This window comes from Vibrio sp. Vb2131, from assembly GCF_033338535.1.
Lineage (GTDB): Bacteria > Pseudomonadota > Gammaproteobacteria > Enterobacterales > Vibrionaceae > Vibrio > Vibrio alginolyticus.
In genome coordinates, this window is the sequence record NZ_JAWOSW010000025.1 from 40,208 (window position 1) to 54,857 (window position 14,650).

17 protein-coding genes are annotated in these 14,650 nt (G+C 46.1%); 13 read left to right on the top strand and 4 right to left on the bottom strand.

The window, feature by feature from the left end; genetic code table 11:
- Positions 1-82: 82 nt before the first annotated feature.
- Entirely contained in the window at positions 83-571 is a 489-nt protein-coding gene (locus R7E38_RS20675) for a TIGR02444 family protein (RefSeq protein ID WP_033907158.1), read from the bottom strand.
- Positions 568-2,487, bottom strand: a complete 1,920-nt coding sequence (locus R7E38_RS20680; RefSeq protein WP_054579314.1) for an ABC transporter ATP-binding protein — start codon at positions 2,485-2,487, stop codon at positions 568-570. Before R7E38_RS20680 ends, R7E38_RS20675 begins: the two co-directional genes overlap by 4 nt.
- Positions 2,488-2,696: 209 nt before the next feature.
- On the opposite strand from R7E38_RS20680, the gene kefG reads away from it, so the two are divergent.
- From kefG to R7E38_RS20705, 5 genes are all read left to right on the top strand, one after another.
- A complete protein-coding gene (gene kefG / locus R7E38_RS20685; RefSeq protein ID WP_005381444.1) occupies positions 2,697-3,290 on the top strand; it encodes a glutathione-regulated potassium-efflux system ancillary protein KefG in 594 nt (197 codons plus the stop codon).
- On the top strand, positions 3,274-5,070 hold the full coding sequence (gene kefB, locus R7E38_RS20690; RefSeq protein WP_017633740.1) for a glutathione-regulated potassium-efflux system protein KefB: 1,797 nt from the start codon (positions 3,274-3,276) through the stop codon (positions 5,068-5,070). Before kefG ends, kefB begins: the two co-directional genes overlap by 17 nt.
- 33 nt (positions 5,071-5,103) lie before the next feature.
- Complete coding sequence (locus tag R7E38_RS20695) at positions 5,104-5,304, top strand: YheV family putative zinc ribbon protein (RefSeq protein ID WP_005381449.1); 201 nt, start codon at positions 5,104-5,106, stop codon at positions 5,302-5,304.
- Between the two features lie 92 nt (positions 5,305-5,396).
- Positions 5,397-5,948 carry a peptidylprolyl isomerase gene (gene slyD, locus R7E38_RS20700; protein WP_005381451.1) on the top strand — a complete coding sequence of 184 codons (552 nt, stop codon included), beginning with the start codon at positions 5,397-5,399 and terminating at the stop codon, positions 5,946-5,948.
- A gap of 131 nt (positions 5,949-6,079) precedes the next feature.
- On the top strand, positions 6,080-7,021 hold the full coding sequence (locus R7E38_RS20705; protein ID WP_085570109.1) for an isoaspartyl peptidase/L-asparaginase family protein: 942 nt from the start codon (positions 6,080-6,082) through the stop codon (positions 7,019-7,021).
- An 83-nt stretch (positions 7,022-7,104) separates the two neighbouring features.
- Here the strand turns inward: R7E38_RS20705 and R7E38_RS20710 are convergent, their stop codons facing one another.
- Complete coding sequence (locus R7E38_RS20710; protein ID WP_005381455.1) at positions 7,105-7,332, bottom strand: SlyX family protein; 228 nt, start codon at positions 7,330-7,332, stop codon at positions 7,105-7,107.
- Positions 7,329-8,315, bottom strand: coding sequence for a WD40 repeat domain-containing protein (locus tag R7E38_RS20715; protein WP_017633742.1), 987 nt, complete (start codon positions 8,313-8,315; stop codon positions 7,329-7,331). The genes R7E38_RS20710 and R7E38_RS20715 overlap by 4 nt, the downstream gene beginning before the upstream one ends.
- 128 nt (positions 8,316-8,443) lie before the next feature.
- Here R7E38_RS20715 and fkpA point away from each other — a divergent pair, with 128 nt between their 5' ends.
- From fkpA to fusA, 8 genes are all read left to right on the top strand, one after another.
- Positions 8,444-9,226 carry an FKBP-type peptidyl-prolyl cis-trans isomerase gene (gene fkpA, locus R7E38_RS20720; RefSeq protein ID WP_017821751.1) on the top strand — a complete coding sequence of 261 codons (783 nt, stop codon included), beginning with the start codon at positions 8,444-8,446 and terminating at the stop codon, positions 9,224-9,226.
- 143 nt (positions 9,227-9,369) lie between these two features.
- On the top strand, positions 9,370-10,092 hold the full coding sequence (locus tag R7E38_RS20725) for a transcriptional regulator (protein WP_005382804.1): 723 nt from the start codon (positions 9,370-9,372) through the stop codon (positions 10,090-10,092).
- Entirely contained in the window at positions 10,089-10,484 is a 396-nt protein-coding gene (tusD, locus tag R7E38_RS20730) for a sulfurtransferase complex subunit TusD (RefSeq protein WP_017821752.1), read from the top strand. The genes R7E38_RS20725 and tusD overlap by 4 nt, the downstream gene beginning before the upstream one ends.
- Positions 10,481-10,837, top strand: a complete 357-nt coding sequence (tusC, locus tag R7E38_RS20735) for a sulfurtransferase complex subunit TusC (protein ID WP_054702275.1) — start codon at positions 10,481-10,483, stop codon at positions 10,835-10,837. The genes tusD and tusC overlap by 4 nt, the downstream gene beginning before the upstream one ends.
- A gap of 7 nt (positions 10,838-10,844) precedes the next feature.
- On the top strand, positions 10,845-11,120 hold the full coding sequence (gene tusB, locus R7E38_RS20740; RefSeq protein ID WP_115386340.1) for a sulfurtransferase complex subunit TusB: 276 nt from the start codon (positions 10,845-10,847) through the stop codon (positions 11,118-11,120).
- 177 nt (positions 11,121-11,297) lie between these two features.
- A complete protein-coding gene (gene rpsL, locus R7E38_RS20745; RefSeq protein ID WP_004399892.1) occupies positions 11,298-11,672 on the top strand; it encodes a 30S ribosomal protein S12 in 375 nt (124 codons plus the stop codon).
- A gap of 101 nt (positions 11,673-11,773) precedes the next feature.
- Entirely contained in the window at positions 11,774-12,244 is a 471-nt protein-coding gene (gene rpsG, locus R7E38_RS20750) for a 30S ribosomal protein S7 (protein ID WP_005382796.1), read from the top strand.
- A gap of 75 nt (positions 12,245-12,319) precedes the next feature.
- Positions 12,320-14,419, top strand: a complete 2,100-nt coding sequence (fusA, locus tag R7E38_RS20755) for an elongation factor G (RefSeq protein WP_005382794.1) — start codon at positions 12,320-12,322, stop codon at positions 14,417-14,419.
- The last annotated feature ends 231 nt before the right edge of the window (positions 14,420-14,650 follow it).

Below are 14,650 nucleotides of genomic sequence, written 5' to 3' on the forward strand. Positions count from 1 at the left end.
ACTGCTCTTATGCGGTCCTTCGGTGTCCGTTGAAGAACTTATTAATATAATCCTTTATAAAGATTATAGGTATTCTACAGATTTATGGGCGTTTTGGTGGTTGAATGTTTGGCACCGGAATAGCAAAGGCTTGCTGCAAATGCTCCCCACCGAGTTGACGACAGTATCTCAACGTCAGTGGGTCACCATCATTTTTGAGTAGTGCAAGTGAGTTAATGCAGTCCACCAAATCCGCTTGTTGCTGCTTTTCTAGTTGCAGCTCAAACTGCAAGGTCTCACGATACAAAGCGTCATTGACTTGAGACTTAAGGTGGCGACGAAGGTCGCGAAAGGAGTGAAGTAAAGTTTCGCTTCTACCTAGACAGTCTTGCACCAAGGGCCAGTCTTTTTCTTGGAAAATGAGTTGCTGCTCATCGAGCCATCTGAGCAGCAGGAGTAGGTTCACGTTACCGTGGTAGTTGTTTTGCAATGATAAGCACGCCTCTTTCACTTCTCGCACACCATAAAACTGCAGACTAAACTGCCAAAGGTGTTCTAGGGTGAGTGTGTATTCAGCGTGTTGATTACTCATTGATTAAACTCTAGCTCCATCTGCTCCAACGTTTCTTGAGCAGACATCCATTCCATTTCAATTTCTTCGAGCTCAGCCTTACTAGAAGCTTGAAGTGCCAGCACTTGGTTAAGTTTAGCTTTATTTTCGGCCGCATACAGTGAGTTGTCCGCCAATTGTTCTTCAGCTTCGGCCAGTGCAGCACCTAACTTATCCATTTTATTTTCTAGTTGTGTCAGCGTTTTGCGAATTGGCGCTGTCTGTTTTCGAAACTCTGCATCGCGACGTTTTTGCTCTTTTTTCGCTGCCGCGCTGTTGGCGCTATCTTTGGCTGGCTGTGCGGCTTGTGCTTCTTTGCGTTCCGCTCTTTGTTGTTCGGTTAACCATTTGTAATAGTCATTTAAGTCACCGTCGAACGGAGCAACTTGTCTATCATGCACTAAATACAAGTCATCGGTCGTAGCGCGCAGTAAATAGCGGTCGTGTGAAACAATCACCATCGCACCTTCGAATGTTTGCAGTGCCATCGTCAATGCTTGGCGCATGTCCAAGTCTAAGTGGTTGGTCGGTTCATCAAGTAGCAACAGGTTTGGCTTTTGCCACACAATTAAAGCCAATACCAAACGGGCTTTTTCGCCACCAGAAAACGGCGCAACTCTTTCTAGTGCTTTGTCACCTTGGAAGCCAAAGCTACCTAGGTAATCACGTAGCTGCTGTTCGGTTTGATCGGGTGCGATTTGCATCATGTGTTGCAGCGGCGTTTCTTCAGGATGAAGCGTTTCTAACTGGTGCTGAGCGAAGTAACCAATTTTCACGCCTTGTGAGTAAGTTAGGTCACCACCTTGCGCGTTAAGTTCACCAGAGAGCAGCTTGATTAAGGTCGATTTACCCGCACCATTACGGCCGAGTAGACCAATACGACTGCCAGGAACCAAGTTCAAGCGGATCTTCTCTAAGATGAGGTTGTCACCGTAACCTGCAGATACTTCATCCATCATCATGATTGGGTTTGGCAGCGCAGCTGGCTCACGGAATTGAAAGCTAAATGGGTTATCGAATTGAGCTGGCAGTACTTTTTCCATGCGCTCCAAAGCTTTGATACGGCTTTGGGCTTGGCGTGCTTTTGATGCTTTGTAACGGAAGCGGTCGATGTAGCTTTGCATGTGCGACATCTGCTTCTGTTGCTTTTCAAACATCGCTTGTTGTAACACCATTTTTTGCGCACGTTGGTTTTCGAATGACGAGTAGTTACCCGTGTATTCGTTCAGCTGCTGATTCTCGATGTGAATGATGCGACCAACGATTGGATCAAGGAAGTCTCGGTCGTGCGAGATCAGAATCAGCGTGCCAGGGTAGTTTTGTAGCCAACGCTCTAACCACATTACCGCGTCCAAATCCAAGTGGTTGGTTGGCTCATCGAGTAGCAATAAGTCAGAACGGCACAATAGCGCTTGAGCCAAGTTAAGACGCATACGCCAACCACCCGAGAATTGGGTCAAACTCCAACTCATTTGCTCTTGGCTGAACCCTAAACCATCGAGCAGTTCTGCCGCGCGAGCGCGAATGCTGTAACCACCAATGGTTTCAATTTTACCGTGTATCTCGGCAACTAGGGTTCCGTTGTCTTGTGTTTCTGCTTCAGCTAACTGCTTTTCGAGAGCGCGGTATTCGCGATCACCATCAATGACGTATTCCAGTGCAGTGCGCTCTAGCGCAGGCGTTTCCTGTGCGACCCAGGCCAACTCCCAATGTTGAGGTTGGCTAAATGAGCCTGCATCAATTGACAGTTCATCTTTCAGTAGGGCAAACAGCGTTGATTTACCGCAGCCGTTTTTGCCCACAAGACCGACTTTATCGCCAGGGTGAATAGTCGCAGAAGCTTGGTCTAAAAGAGGTTTACCGCCACGCAGTAACTGAATATCAGAGAAGGTAATCATAAAGTTTTCATTCACTTTGCGCAGTGCGCGTTGCTTGGTTACATAGCGAAGTGGTTTCAATCGTTTTTAAAGCCACTTGGGTATATATCTAGCGGTGAATAGTAGGGGTATTGACCGGAAAAGTCGATTGATTCGCTTTAATTGCATTATGCTGTACAAAAAAGTATAACAATTTGATAACGGATAAAAATAACCACAAGGACGACCATTTGGCTGTTGCACCGTCTATTCTCCCAAAAGTTCTGGTCATTTATGCTCATCCAGAGCCACATAACTCGATTGCCAATCAAGTGATGATAAAAAAAGCTCAGTCGCTTGATCACGTCACTGTGCACGATCTTTACGGTGTTTACCCCGATTTCTTTATTGATGTGAATTATGAACATGAGTTGTTGCTCGCTCACGATGTGATCGTATTTCACCACCCACTTTATATGTATTCATGTCCAGCCCTATTAAAAGAGTGGCTAGACCGAGTGTTAGGTAAAGGCTTTGCGTTTGGCGGAGGTGCGGCGCTAGAAGGAAAATACTGGCGCAGTGTCATTACAACAGGTGGTAAAGAAGAAGCCTTCAGCGCGAAGGGGTACAACAAATACCCACTTGAGCAAATCTTGCAACCGTTTGAACTGACGGCAGCCCTATGCCAGATGCACTGGATTGAACCACTGGTGTTGTATTGGTCAAGAAATGTTTCAGATATTGAACGCTACGAACATGCCGAGTTATACCGTGGATGGCTGAGTAACCCACTTGAAAACTGGCAAGCGGCAGATCGAGGAGGTCAGTATGGCGATCACCAGTGAGTTTCTTCAAAGCAGTGTGGTCTTTCTTTCGGCTGCGGTTATTGCGGTGCCGATTGCTCAGCGCCTTGGGCTTGGCTCGGTTTTAGGTTATTTACTCGCTGGTGTGTTGATTGGCCCATGGGGGCTTGGCTTAATTAGCGACGTTGATGCCATTTTGCATTTTGCCGAGCTTGGGGTTGTGTTGTTACTGTTTTTGATAGGGCTGGAATTAAACCCTAAAAAATTGTGGCAGATGCGAGGGCCGATTTTAGGTTTAGGCGGTGCGCAGGTTGTGGTCACGACCGCCGTGATTGGTAGTGTCGTCAGTATGTTTGGCGTAAGCATGCAAGTGAGTTTAGTGATCGGGATGGGGTTGGCGCTGTCCTCGACGGCGATTGCGCTTAAAGTCATTGAAGAGCAAGGGCTTAATGGTACCGAAACGGGGCAATCTGGTTTTGCGGTGCTGCTCTTTCAAGATATTGCAGTGATCCCGATGCTGGCGATGTTGCCCTTGCTAGCAGGCGGGCATAGTGGTGGAAGTTGGTTGGATGTCTTCACTATTTTAGGCAGTGTGGTAGCACTGTTGATTGGTGGTCACTTTTTACTACGTCCGCTATTTCGTTTTGTCGTGATGAGCGGCGTTCGTGAACTCTTTACCGTTGCTGCACTTTTAGTCGTGCTTGGCATTTCGGTCGTGATGCAAAAGCTCGGCCTTTCGATGGCATTGGGGACTTTTTTAGCAGGCGTTTTGCTGGCAGAGAGTGAGTATCGCCATGAGTTGGAAATCGCTATCGAGCCATTTAAAGGTCTGTTGTTGGGGTTATTCTTTATTGCGGTGGGCATGGCGGTAAACTTGGGGTTATTGGCATTACATCCTTTAGAGATTCTCGGTGCGGTGGTGGCTTTGGTCGTGGTTAAGGGTTTGGTTTTGTATGCATTGGCGAGAGCTGCCCGTGTCGGAGCCAAAGCGAGAAGCCGTATGGCTGCAATTTTGAGCCAAGGCGGTGAGTTTGCCTTTGTTATATTTACCGCGGCGAGCCAAGAGGGCATTTTGTCCAAAGAGCAAGTGGCGTTTCTGTTGGTGGTGGTCAGTCTATCCATGGTGACGACTCCTCTTTTGCTGATGGGACAAAAGAAGTGGTTTGCTCATACCCTGAATCAAGAAGAAGAGGGCATGACCACGAAAGTCGTGGATCGCCGACCACGCGTTATCATTGCAGGCTTTGGACGTTTCGGTCAGATCGTCGGACGTTTAATGTATGCCAATAAAATCAAAGTGACAGTATTAGAAAGTGATGCCAGCCAAATCCACCTATTACGTAAGTATGGTTACAAAGTGTTTTATGGCGATGCTACACAAATTGACCTATTGAGGGCTGCTGGCGCTGATAAAGCGGAAGCATTGATTATTTGTACTGATTCACCTGATGAGGTGATGGCTATCGTGGACATTTGTCGCGTGCACTTCCCGAAACTTAAGTTGTTAGCCCGAGCAAGAAGCCGTGTCGAGGCTTACCAGTTAATGAGTCATGGTGTAGAGAATTACTCTCGTGAAACATTTTTAGGGGCGCTAGATCTCGGTCGCCAAGCGCTCGTAGAACTGGGTATGCATCCTTATCAAGCAAAGCGGGCAGAAGCACATTTTCGCAAGTTGGATAATGCTATGCTTAAGGACTTATTGCCTCAACACAATGAAGATAAGAAATTGGCTCAAAGAGCGAAAGAGGCCCGCAAAGAGCTAGAAGAAATATTTGGTCGTGAAATGGAGAGCGACCATCAGTCACCTAATCATTGGAAGTAGTACTTGAGCCAAGACTCAAGCTAAGGAAATAGCGTGAAAATCAAGAAACGTTTTATTGCCGGCGCTAGCTGCCCAAATTGCAGCCAGCAAGATACCCTGCGCTGGTGGATTGAAAATAACATCGAATTAGTTGAGTGTGTCGAGTGTGAGTTTACAGAGCAGCGTAAACCACAATCTGTAGAGAAAAATAAACACTCAGATCAGGAAATGATCGGAATTTTTAAGCCGGAATAATTGAACTTCGATAATTGATCCCCATAATACACCCAGATATCTCAGTACTTAACCCCATTCAGGTTAAGTCAATTAATCTCCCTGGAGTTAGTATGAAAATTGAAAAGAACGTTGTTGCAAGCCTTGCATACAAAGTAATGATGGAAGACGGTGTCGTTGTTGATCAATCAACAGCAGAAGCACCTCTAGATTACCTTCACGGTCACAACAACCTAATCACAGGTCTTGAAAAAGAACTTGAAGGTAAAGTGGCTGGCGACAAGTTCTCAGTAACGGTAGCTCCTGAAGAAGCTTACGGTGAGCACAACGATGCGCTAGTACAGCGCGTTCCTGCGGACGTGTTCCAAGGCGTTGAGCAAATCGAAGTGGGCATGCGCTTCCTAGCTGACACTGACCAAGGTCCAATCCCTGTTGAAGTAACAGAAGTTGACGGCAACGAAGTGGTTGTTGACGGTAACCATATGTTAGCTGGTCAAACACTAACTTTCGAAGTAGAAGTTATGTCTACACGTGAAGCAACAGCAGAAGAGATCGAACACGGTCACATCCACCAAGGTGGTGGCTGTTGTGGTGGTCACGATCATGACCACGATCACGAAGAAGAAGGCGGCTGCTGTGGCGGCGGTAGCTGTGGTTCTCACTAATCATAAGCTCCTTCACTAGATAATCTTATCTAGCAAAGCTTTGAAAAGCGCAAGTTGAGTTTTCAACTTGCGCTTTTTGTTTATCTAAGGTGTAGTGCCAACCATACAAGGAATAACAGTTGGACAAAGTGATGACGAAACCTTTCTCGATTGCCATTCATGGTGGTGCGGGCACCATCTTGCGTGAACAGATGAGCGATGAGCTGCAACAATCCATCTTGGCGGATTTAGAAGCTGCGGTAAAAGCGGGACATCAAATTCTAGACACGGGCGGTGAAGCCTTAGATGCCGTCGTAGCGGCAGTGAAAGTATTGGAAGACTCTCCTAACTTTAATGCGGGTAAAGGCTCAGTGCTGACCAACAACGAAATGGTTGAAATGGACGCTTCTGTGATGGATGGGCGAAACCTTGCAGCAGGCGCGGTCGCTGGGGTTCGTCATATCAGAAACCCAATTGAGCTCGCTCGTGACGTGATGCGAAACAGCAATCATGTGCTGTTGGTGGGTGAGGGCGCAGAGAAGTTTGCTTTTGAGCAAGGCCATGAGTATACCGAGCAAGATTACTTCTTCACTGATCGTCGTTATGAACAACTGATTTCTATGCGTGAGAAAGGCTTGTTTGCTCTTTCCGAGTCCCGTTACCCAGATGACCGTAAGCACGGTACGGTTGGTGCGGTAGCGTTAGATCAACAAGGCAACTTAGCCGCTGCCACCAGTACGGGTGGCGTGACGAATAAGAAATACAACCGAGTCGGAGATTCGGCTCTTATTGGTTGTGGTACGGTGGCCGAAAATGGCGTCGTGGCAGTTTCCACTACGGGTGTCGGCGAGTTCTTTATTCGTAAACGTGTTGCGGAAGACGTTGCAGCACGTATGCGTTACTTACAAGAAGATATTCATACGGCTTGTGAACACATTATCCAAGGTGATCTCAAACAGATGGGCGGAGAGGGCGGTTTGATTGCCATTGATGCTAAAGGTGAGATGCACTTTGCGATGAACAGTTCTGGCATGTACCGAGCAGGCATTAATACGCAAGGCGAGCTGAGCGTTAAAATCTACGCCGACGAATAGCTTCCTCTTGAGTACCTTCTTAAGTAATTAATACAACAAAGCCCAGAACATGTTCTGGGCTTTATGCTATTTGAGCCTGCATTTTAATAATGCGGTGGTGGGGTTTCTTCTGACGGATCGGCTAAATTCGACGAGTCCATATTTTTTACTTTACCTACCACATATTTCATCTGATCGAGCATCTTGGTAATTTGCAGTTGTTGCTGCGATAAAGCTCCGTTCAGATCTTCAATAGTCTGTTCTTGGAACGCAAGCTGACATTCTAAGTCATTAATGCGTGCTTCCAATTGCTGAATGATTTTTTCTGTCATGATCCGTTCTCTAACTGCCAAGCTTGGGCAATACCTGCTGAAGTAGCAGTAATTACGCGTTGTTTTGAATCAAAGGCTGCATCATACACGACCGCACGGGGAGGGCGAGTGTCTTTTTTGGGCTCCACTTCAAATCCACTCATTCGTTTTCCGGTTTGAGTATCCCATATCGACACACGGCCAGAAGGGCTTCCTGTGACTAGTTGAGTCCCGTCGTCAGAAAATCGTGCGGTAGAGAAAATTAATTGGCGTGACCAACTGCTCAACTGTGTGACTTCTTGTCCAGTTTTTAAATTCCAAACAATCGCTTGGTTTCCGCCATCAGATGTCATTGCTAATTTTCCATCTCTTTGCAGGGCCACGCGAACAATTCGTTGTTCATGTTCGAAGGTTCGTAGTACTTGTCCGGTTTCGGTATCCCACAGATACGCTTTATAGTCATTACCTCCGGTTAGGGCGAAGCGCCCATTAGGAGAAATGGCCACGGAATTGACTTTTTCACGATGCGCAAGGAACTCCATGCGACGCCCGGTGACTAAGTTGACATAAATTGCTTTACCGTTGGATAACCCAAGCAGAACTTGTTCACCATTACTGGTGATATCAACGTCGCGAATGAGCGCATCAGAAATAGACCAAAGGCCTTCGGATTGCGTCCAGCCTAGGTCCCAAACTGCGAAGTTCATTTGGCTTGCTGTAATTGCGTAGCGACCATTGTCAGATATGCGGATATGGGAAACCACATTGGCATCGGCATCGAGTTCACCCAGGTTGGCTAGTTGTTCATTTTGCTCTAGGTCCCACAACATCAAATGACGCTGTTGAGAATAGAGCAGAGCAAACCGTCCATCTCTGCTAAGTGCGAAGCTCGTCGCACCTTGAGGTTCTATCGGCCAACGCTGCACTTCACGCTCGGCGAAAAAGCAACCATTTAACGTGGTGATGACAATTAAATATAGGAATAAATGAAAAATTCTTTGCATCACATCTAATAATCCGGTTTGTGTCTTAAGACATATAGCTAGTATATTGGTATAACGATTGTCTTCACTAGTCTCATAGAAGATTTGTGCACAACAACCAATGGCAGAGCCATTATTGGGAGAATTTAATGAAATCAGTTTTAAAAGTGTCGCTACTTGCTGCAACAGTTATGCTAGCGGTAGGTTGTCAGAAAGAAGAAACTAAAACAGAAACCGCACCTCAAGCAGAACAAGTTCAAGCAGAAACCGGTAAAGCGGTTCACTTTAAAACCGACGACGACAAAGCGGCATACGCAATCGGTGTTTCATTTGCTAACTACCTAAGCACAAGCATCGACAAGCCAAGCGAAATCGGCATTAATCTTAACAAAGATTTGGTACTAAAAGGTATCGAAGACGTCTTCAAAGGCAATGCTGAATTGAATGAAGAAGAAACACGTGCAGCACTAGAATCTCTAGACAAGCGTGTTGCAGAAAAGATGCAAGCACAAGCGGCTGAGAAAGCAGCTGAAGCGAAAAAAGCTGGCGATGATTTCCGAGCTGAGTTTGAGAAGCAAGAAGGCGTAGTGAAGACAGATACAGGTCTTCTATACCAAGTAATGACACCAGCTGAAGGTGAGAAGCCAAAAGACACTGATACGGTTCAAGTACACTACAAAGGTACTCTGATCGACGGTACTCAGTTCGACAGCTCATACGATCGTGGTGAACCTGCAACGTTCCCACTTAACCGTGTAATCCCAGGTTGGACAGAGGGTGTTCAGCTAATGCCTGTGGGTTCTAAATTCAAATTCGTTATCCCGCCAGAGCTAGCATACGGTGACCAAGACACACCAAGCATTCCTGCTAACTCAACGCTAGTATTTGAAGTTGAGCTGCTAAAAGTTGAGAACGACAACGCAGAGCAATAACAATAAGCTGCGATAAGTTATTGAAAAAGGTCCGTTTAACGGGCCTTTTTTGTTCTAGGTCACTAGTTGGTGAGTTTGCTAGGTTGCTTTTCAAATTTTCTGATAAACTTACACCAATTTGTTGATTTTTCGCTCGAAGGCTTATGACAACTACAGAAACAATAAACGCGGAGATGTTGCTCGAAATGGAATCCGTTAACGTGATGCCGTTTACCGAGCACGACAAAATCATTTTAAGATCTTATGAGGCGGTCGTGGATGGTATCGCCAGCCTGATAGGTCCATTTTGTGAAATCGTTCTTCACTCTCTAGAAGACTTAAATACCTCTGCAATTAAAATCGCTAACGGTGAAAACACGGGGCGCCAAGTCGGCTCACCAATCACTGATTTAGCGCTTAAGATGCTAAAAGACATCGAAGGCTCGGAGCGCAACTTCTCACGTTCGTACTTTACCCGTGCAAAAGGTGGCGTGTTGATGAAGTCGATTACTGTCGCCATTCGTAATGGCGAAAATCGCGTGATTGGTTTGTTGTGTATCAACGTCAACTTGGATGCGCCTTTCTCGCAAGTTCTTCAGTCTTTCATGCCGACGCAAGAAGCGAAAGAAGCGGCTTCCTCGGTCAACTTTGCTAGTGACGTAGAAGAGCTGGTGGACCAAACTGTTGAACGCACCATCGAAGAGATCAATGCGGATAAATCCGTGTCTAACAACACCAAAAATCGCCAGATCGTGATGGAGTTGTACGACAAAGGTATCTTCGATATTAAAGATGCCATCAACCGTGTCGCGGATCGCCTTAATATTTCAAAACACACCGTTTACTTGTACATTCGTCAACGTAAAACCGAGGATGATGAAAGGTGAGTAAACTGACTTACACGTTAGTGGTGAATGGTCCCGTTTATGGCAGCCAGTCAGCGCGCAGTGCTTATCAGTTCGCCAAAGCGGTGATAGAGCAAGGCCATCAGCTAGTGAGCGTCTTCTTTTATCAAGATGGTGTGACTAATGGTACTGCTTTGAGTGTGCCAGCCAACGATGAATTTGATCTCAATAAGGCGTGGCAGTCTTTGGCTAAAGAGCATGGTGTTCGCCTAGAAACTTGTGTCGCGGCCGCTTTGCGTCGCGGGATTGTAAGTGAAGAAGAAGCGAATCAACATGGTTTGGTTCAGAACAATCTAGCCGATGGTTTTGAACAAGCAGGCTTAGGTAGCCTAGCTGAAGCGATGTTAACCCAAGACAGAGTGGTACAGTTTTGAGTCAGTTAACTTATCTATTTCGTAGTGCGCCACATGGCTGTGCAGCTGGTCGTGAAGGTGTGGATGCACTGTTAGCCGCGTCGGCTTACTGTGAAGATATCAGCGTCATTTTCATGGGTGACGGGGTATACCAGCTTCTACTCGGGCAAGACCCCAACAATATTTTGAGTAAAGATTACGCGCCGATGTTAAAGCTTTTCGATTTATACGACATCGAACAAGTCTTTGTGTGTTCAGAGTCGTTAACCCAGCGAGGTTTGGCGCAAGCGGATTTAGTCATTGAAGCCCAAGCGTTAAGCTCAGAACAGCTCAAAGATAAGTTACAACACGCTGGCAAGCTACTGTCTTTTTGAGGAAGTTATGTTACACATCATAAAAACAGTCTCTGCTCTAGAAGACGCCATGCCCTTATGCAGTGAACAGGATAACATCTTACTTATAGAAGATGCAGTGTACGCTGCTAACTCGCAACATAAAGCATTTTCCCATCTAAAAAACCGCAGCGTATTTGTGTTAGAGAGCGATGCGCAAGCTCGCGGTATTGCAAATCGTATCAGTCCATCGCTGACGATTGTGAATTACTCAGGCTTCGTTGAACTAACAGCAAAACAGGATAAATCCCTAACTTGGGATTGAACAAGATTTGCTGTCGACAAAGCTTTACGGATGAATTGTTCTAATTGAACAAAAAAGATCCGTATATTTCTTGACACACCTCTCACTGCTGCATAGAATTTTGCGTCCCTAACTGCATTGGCAGTTGGGGATAGATTTTTCACAAAGCTTACTTTCAAGTAAATCAGGAGCTAGTTAATGGCAACTATTAACCAGTTGGTACGTAAGCCACGTGCAAAGCAAGTTGTTAAAAGCAACGTGCCTGCACTAGAAGCGTGCCCACAAAAACGTGGTGTATGTACTCGTGTTTACACTACTACACCTAAAAAACCTAACTCAGCACTTCGTAAAGTTTGTCGTGTACGTCTGACAAACGGCTTCGAAGTTACATCGTACATCGGCGGTGAAGGTCACAACCTTCAAGAGCACTCAGTTGTTCTAATCCGTGGTGGTCGTGTTAAAGACCTTCCAGGTGTGCGTTACCACACTGTTCGCGGCGCACTAGACTGTGCTGGCGTAAATGACCGTAAACAAGGTCGTTCTAAGTACGGTGTGAAGCGTCCTAAGTCTTAATGGATTCCGTTAAGTAAGGCCAAACACTAAATTATTTTTAATTTTTTGAAAAAACTGAAAAGTTTTGGATAAAACCTGAAGAAGACAACGGAGATAAATCCATGCCACGTCGTCGCGTCATTGGTCAGCGTAAGATCCTTCCAGATCCAAAATTCAAATCTGAATTGCTGGCAAAATTCGTTAACATCCTAATGGTTGACGGTAAAAAATCTACTGCAGAGAAAATCGTTTACACTGCACTAGATGCTATGGCTGAAAAGTCTGGTAAAGACCACTTAGCTATTTTTGAAGAAGCTCTTGAAAACGTTCGCCCAGCGGTAGAGGTTAAATCTCGCCGTGTTGGTGGTTCAACTTACCAAGTACCTGTAGAAGTACGTCCGGTTCGCCGTAACGCACTTGCTATGCGTTGGTTGGTTGAAGCTGCGCGCAAGCGTGGTGAAAAATCTATGGCTCAACGCCTAGCTGCTGAAATGCTAGACGCGTCTGAGAACAAAGGTACTGCGGTTAAGAAACGTGAAGACGTTCACCGCATGGCTGACGCAAACAAAGCGTTCGCTCATTACCGTTGGTAATACCTTCTGTGCTGCGAGGTTCTCTCGCAGCACTTTTCTATACTCTAAGGTACACCTTAGTAAGAGGATACAATCGTGGCTCGTAAAACTCCTATTGAGCTATACCGTAATATCGGTATCTGTGCTCACGTAGATGCAGGAAAAACAACCACAACTGAGCGTATTCTGTTCTACACTGGCCTTTCTCACAAAATCGGCGAAGTTCACGATGGTGCAGCAACCATGGACTGGATGGAGCAGGAGCAGGAGCGTGGTATCACTATCACATCCGCTGCGACTACTACATTCTGGCGTGGTATGGAAGCACAGTTCCCTGAGCATCGCGTAAACATCATTGATACCCCTGGACACGTTGACTTTACTATCGAAGTAGAGCGTTCTCTTCGTGTACTTGATGGTGCTGTGGTTGTGTTCTGTGGCTCATCTGGTGTTGAACCTCAGTCTGAAACTGTATGGCGTCAAGCAGACAAATACCACGTTCCACGTTTGGTATTTGTAAACAAGATGGACCGTGCGGGCGCAGACTTCCTACGCGTTGTGAACCAAATTAAGAATCGTCTTGGTGCGACTCCTGTTCCAATCCAGCTGAACGTTGGTGCGGAAGATGAGTTCAGAGGTGTCATCGACCTTATCAAGATGAAAATGATCAACTGGAATGATGCCGATCAAGGCACTTCGTTTACTTACGAAGACATCCCAGCTGACATGATTGAACTTGCTGAAGAGTGGCGCAACCACATGGTTGAATCCGCTGCTGAAGCTAGCGAAGAGCTGATGGACAAGTACCTTGAAGAAGGTGAATTGACTGAAGCTGAGCTCAAACAAGCTCTACGTACTCGCACACTAAATAACGAAATCGTACTGGCTACTTGTGGTAGTGCGTTTAAGAACAAAGGTGTTCAAGCGGTACTGGATGCAGTAGTTGAGTTCTTGCCATCGCCTGTTGACGTACCTGCAATTAAAGGTGTCGACGAAAGAGAAAATGAAGTTGAGCGTCATGCTGACGACAACGAACCTTTCTCAGCGCTAGCGTTTAAGATTGCGACTGACCCATTCGTGGGCACGCTAACTTTCATGCGTGTTTACTCCGGTGTTGTAAACTCGGGTGACGCTGTTTACAACTCAGTAAAAGAGAAGAAAGAGCGTTTCGGTCGTATCGTTCAGATGCATGCGAATAAGCGTGAAGAAGTGAAAGAAGTTCGCGCTGGTGATATTGCAGCTGCTATCGGTCTGAAAGACGTAACAACAGGTGACACACTGTGTGATCAGAACCACAAAGTGATTCTAGAGCGCATGGAGTTCCCTGAACCAGTTATTCAGATTGCTGTAGAGCCTCGTTCTAAGGCAGACCAAGAGAAAATGGCTATCGCGCTAGGTAAACTAGCAGCGGAAGATCCATCATTCCGCGTGGAAACGGACGACGAATCAGGTCAGACTCTGATCTCAGGTATGGGTGAACTTCACCTAGACATTATCGTTGATCGTATGAAGCGTGAATTCAGCGTTGATTGTAACGTTGGTAAACCTCAGGTTGCTTACCGTGAAACCATTCGTGGTAAAGCGGAAGTTGAAGGTAAGTTTGTTCGTCAATCAGGTGGTCGTGGTCAATACGGTCATGTTTGGGTCAAACTTGAGCCTTCAGAGCCTGGTGAAGGTTTCGTATTCGTAGACGAAATCGTGGGCGGTGTGATTCCTAAGGAATACATCAGTTCGGTATCGAAAGGTATCGAAGAGCAAATGAATAGTGGTGTTCTAGCGGGTTACCCTGTACTAGATATTAAAGCTACACTATTTGATGGTTCTTACCACGATGTAGACTCAAGCGAGATGGCGTTTAAGATCGCTGGCTCGATGGCATTCAAGAAAGGTGCACTAGAAGCACAACCTGTGATTCTAGAACCTATGATGAATGTCGAAGTAACCACTCCGGAAGACTGGATGGGTGACGTTGTTGGTGACCTAAACCGTCGTCGCGGTATCATTGAAGGCATGGACGAAGGTGTGGCTGGTCTTAAGATCATCCGTGCTCAAGTACCACTATCCGAAATGTTCGGTTACGCAACTGATCTACGTTCTGCAACTCAAGGCCGTGCGTCTTACTCTATGGAGTTTCACGAGTACGCTGAAGTGCCGAAAAACTTCGCAGATAAAATTATTGCAGAGCGTGGTTACTAATTGACGATTGAACTGCAAAAAGTTTACGACTTTTTGCGAGATCAGGGCGTCCAAATATTGCGCTAACGGGCGTTGGCGCATAAAATAACAATTTCTGGCGCGTCGTCGATCAATAATGATCACGACGAATCATAACTAGGAAGGAACACGATCGTGTCTAAAGAAAAATTTGAACGTACGAAACCGCACGTTAACGTTGGTACTATCGGCCACGTTGACCACGGTAAAACA

Excerpts from the sequence above, each read along its gene's own strand:
- kefB (WP_017633740.1), top strand. The coding sequence starts at position 3,274 with ATGGCGATCACCAGTGAGTTTCTTCAAAGCAGTGTGGTCTTTCTTTCG.
- fkpA (WP_017821751.1), top strand. The coding sequence starts at position 8,444 with ATGAAATCAGTTTTAAAAGTGTCGCTACTTGCTGCAACAGTTATGCTA.
- tusB (WP_115386340.1), top strand. The coding sequence starts at position 10,845 with ATGTTACACATCATAAAAACAGTCTCTGCTCTAGAAGACGCCATGCCC.
- R7E38_RS20710 (WP_005381455.1), bottom strand. The coding sequence starts at position 7,332 with ATGACAGAAAAAATCATTCAGCAATTGGAAGCACGCATTAATGACTTA.
- R7E38_RS20680 (WP_054579314.1), bottom strand. The coding sequence starts at position 2,487 with ATGATTACCTTCTCTGATATTCAGTTACTGCGTGGCGGTAAACCTCTT.
- rpsG (WP_005382796.1), top strand. The coding sequence starts at position 11,774 with ATGCCACGTCGTCGCGTCATTGGTCAGCGTAAGATCCTTCCAGATCCA.
- slyD (WP_005381451.1), top strand. The coding sequence starts at position 5,397 with ATGAAAATTGAAAAGAACGTTGTTGCAAGCCTTGCATACAAAGTAATG.
- R7E38_RS20715 (WP_017633742.1), bottom strand. The coding sequence starts at position 8,315 with ATGCAAAGAATTTTTCATTTATTCCTATATTTAATTGTCATCACCACG.
- R7E38_RS20725 (WP_005382804.1), top strand. The coding sequence starts at position 9,370 with ATGACAACTACAGAAACAATAAACGCGGAGATGTTGCTCGAAATGGAA.
- R7E38_RS20675 (WP_033907158.1), bottom strand. The coding sequence starts at position 571 with ATGAGTAATCAACACGCTGAATACACACTCACCCTAGAACACCTTTGG.
- rpsL (WP_004399892.1), top strand. The coding sequence starts at position 11,298 with ATGGCAACTATTAACCAGTTGGTACGTAAGCCACGTGCAAAGCAAGTT.
- R7E38_RS20705 (WP_085570109.1), top strand. The coding sequence starts at position 6,080 with ATGACGAAACCTTTCTCGATTGCCATTCATGGTGGTGCGGGCACCATC.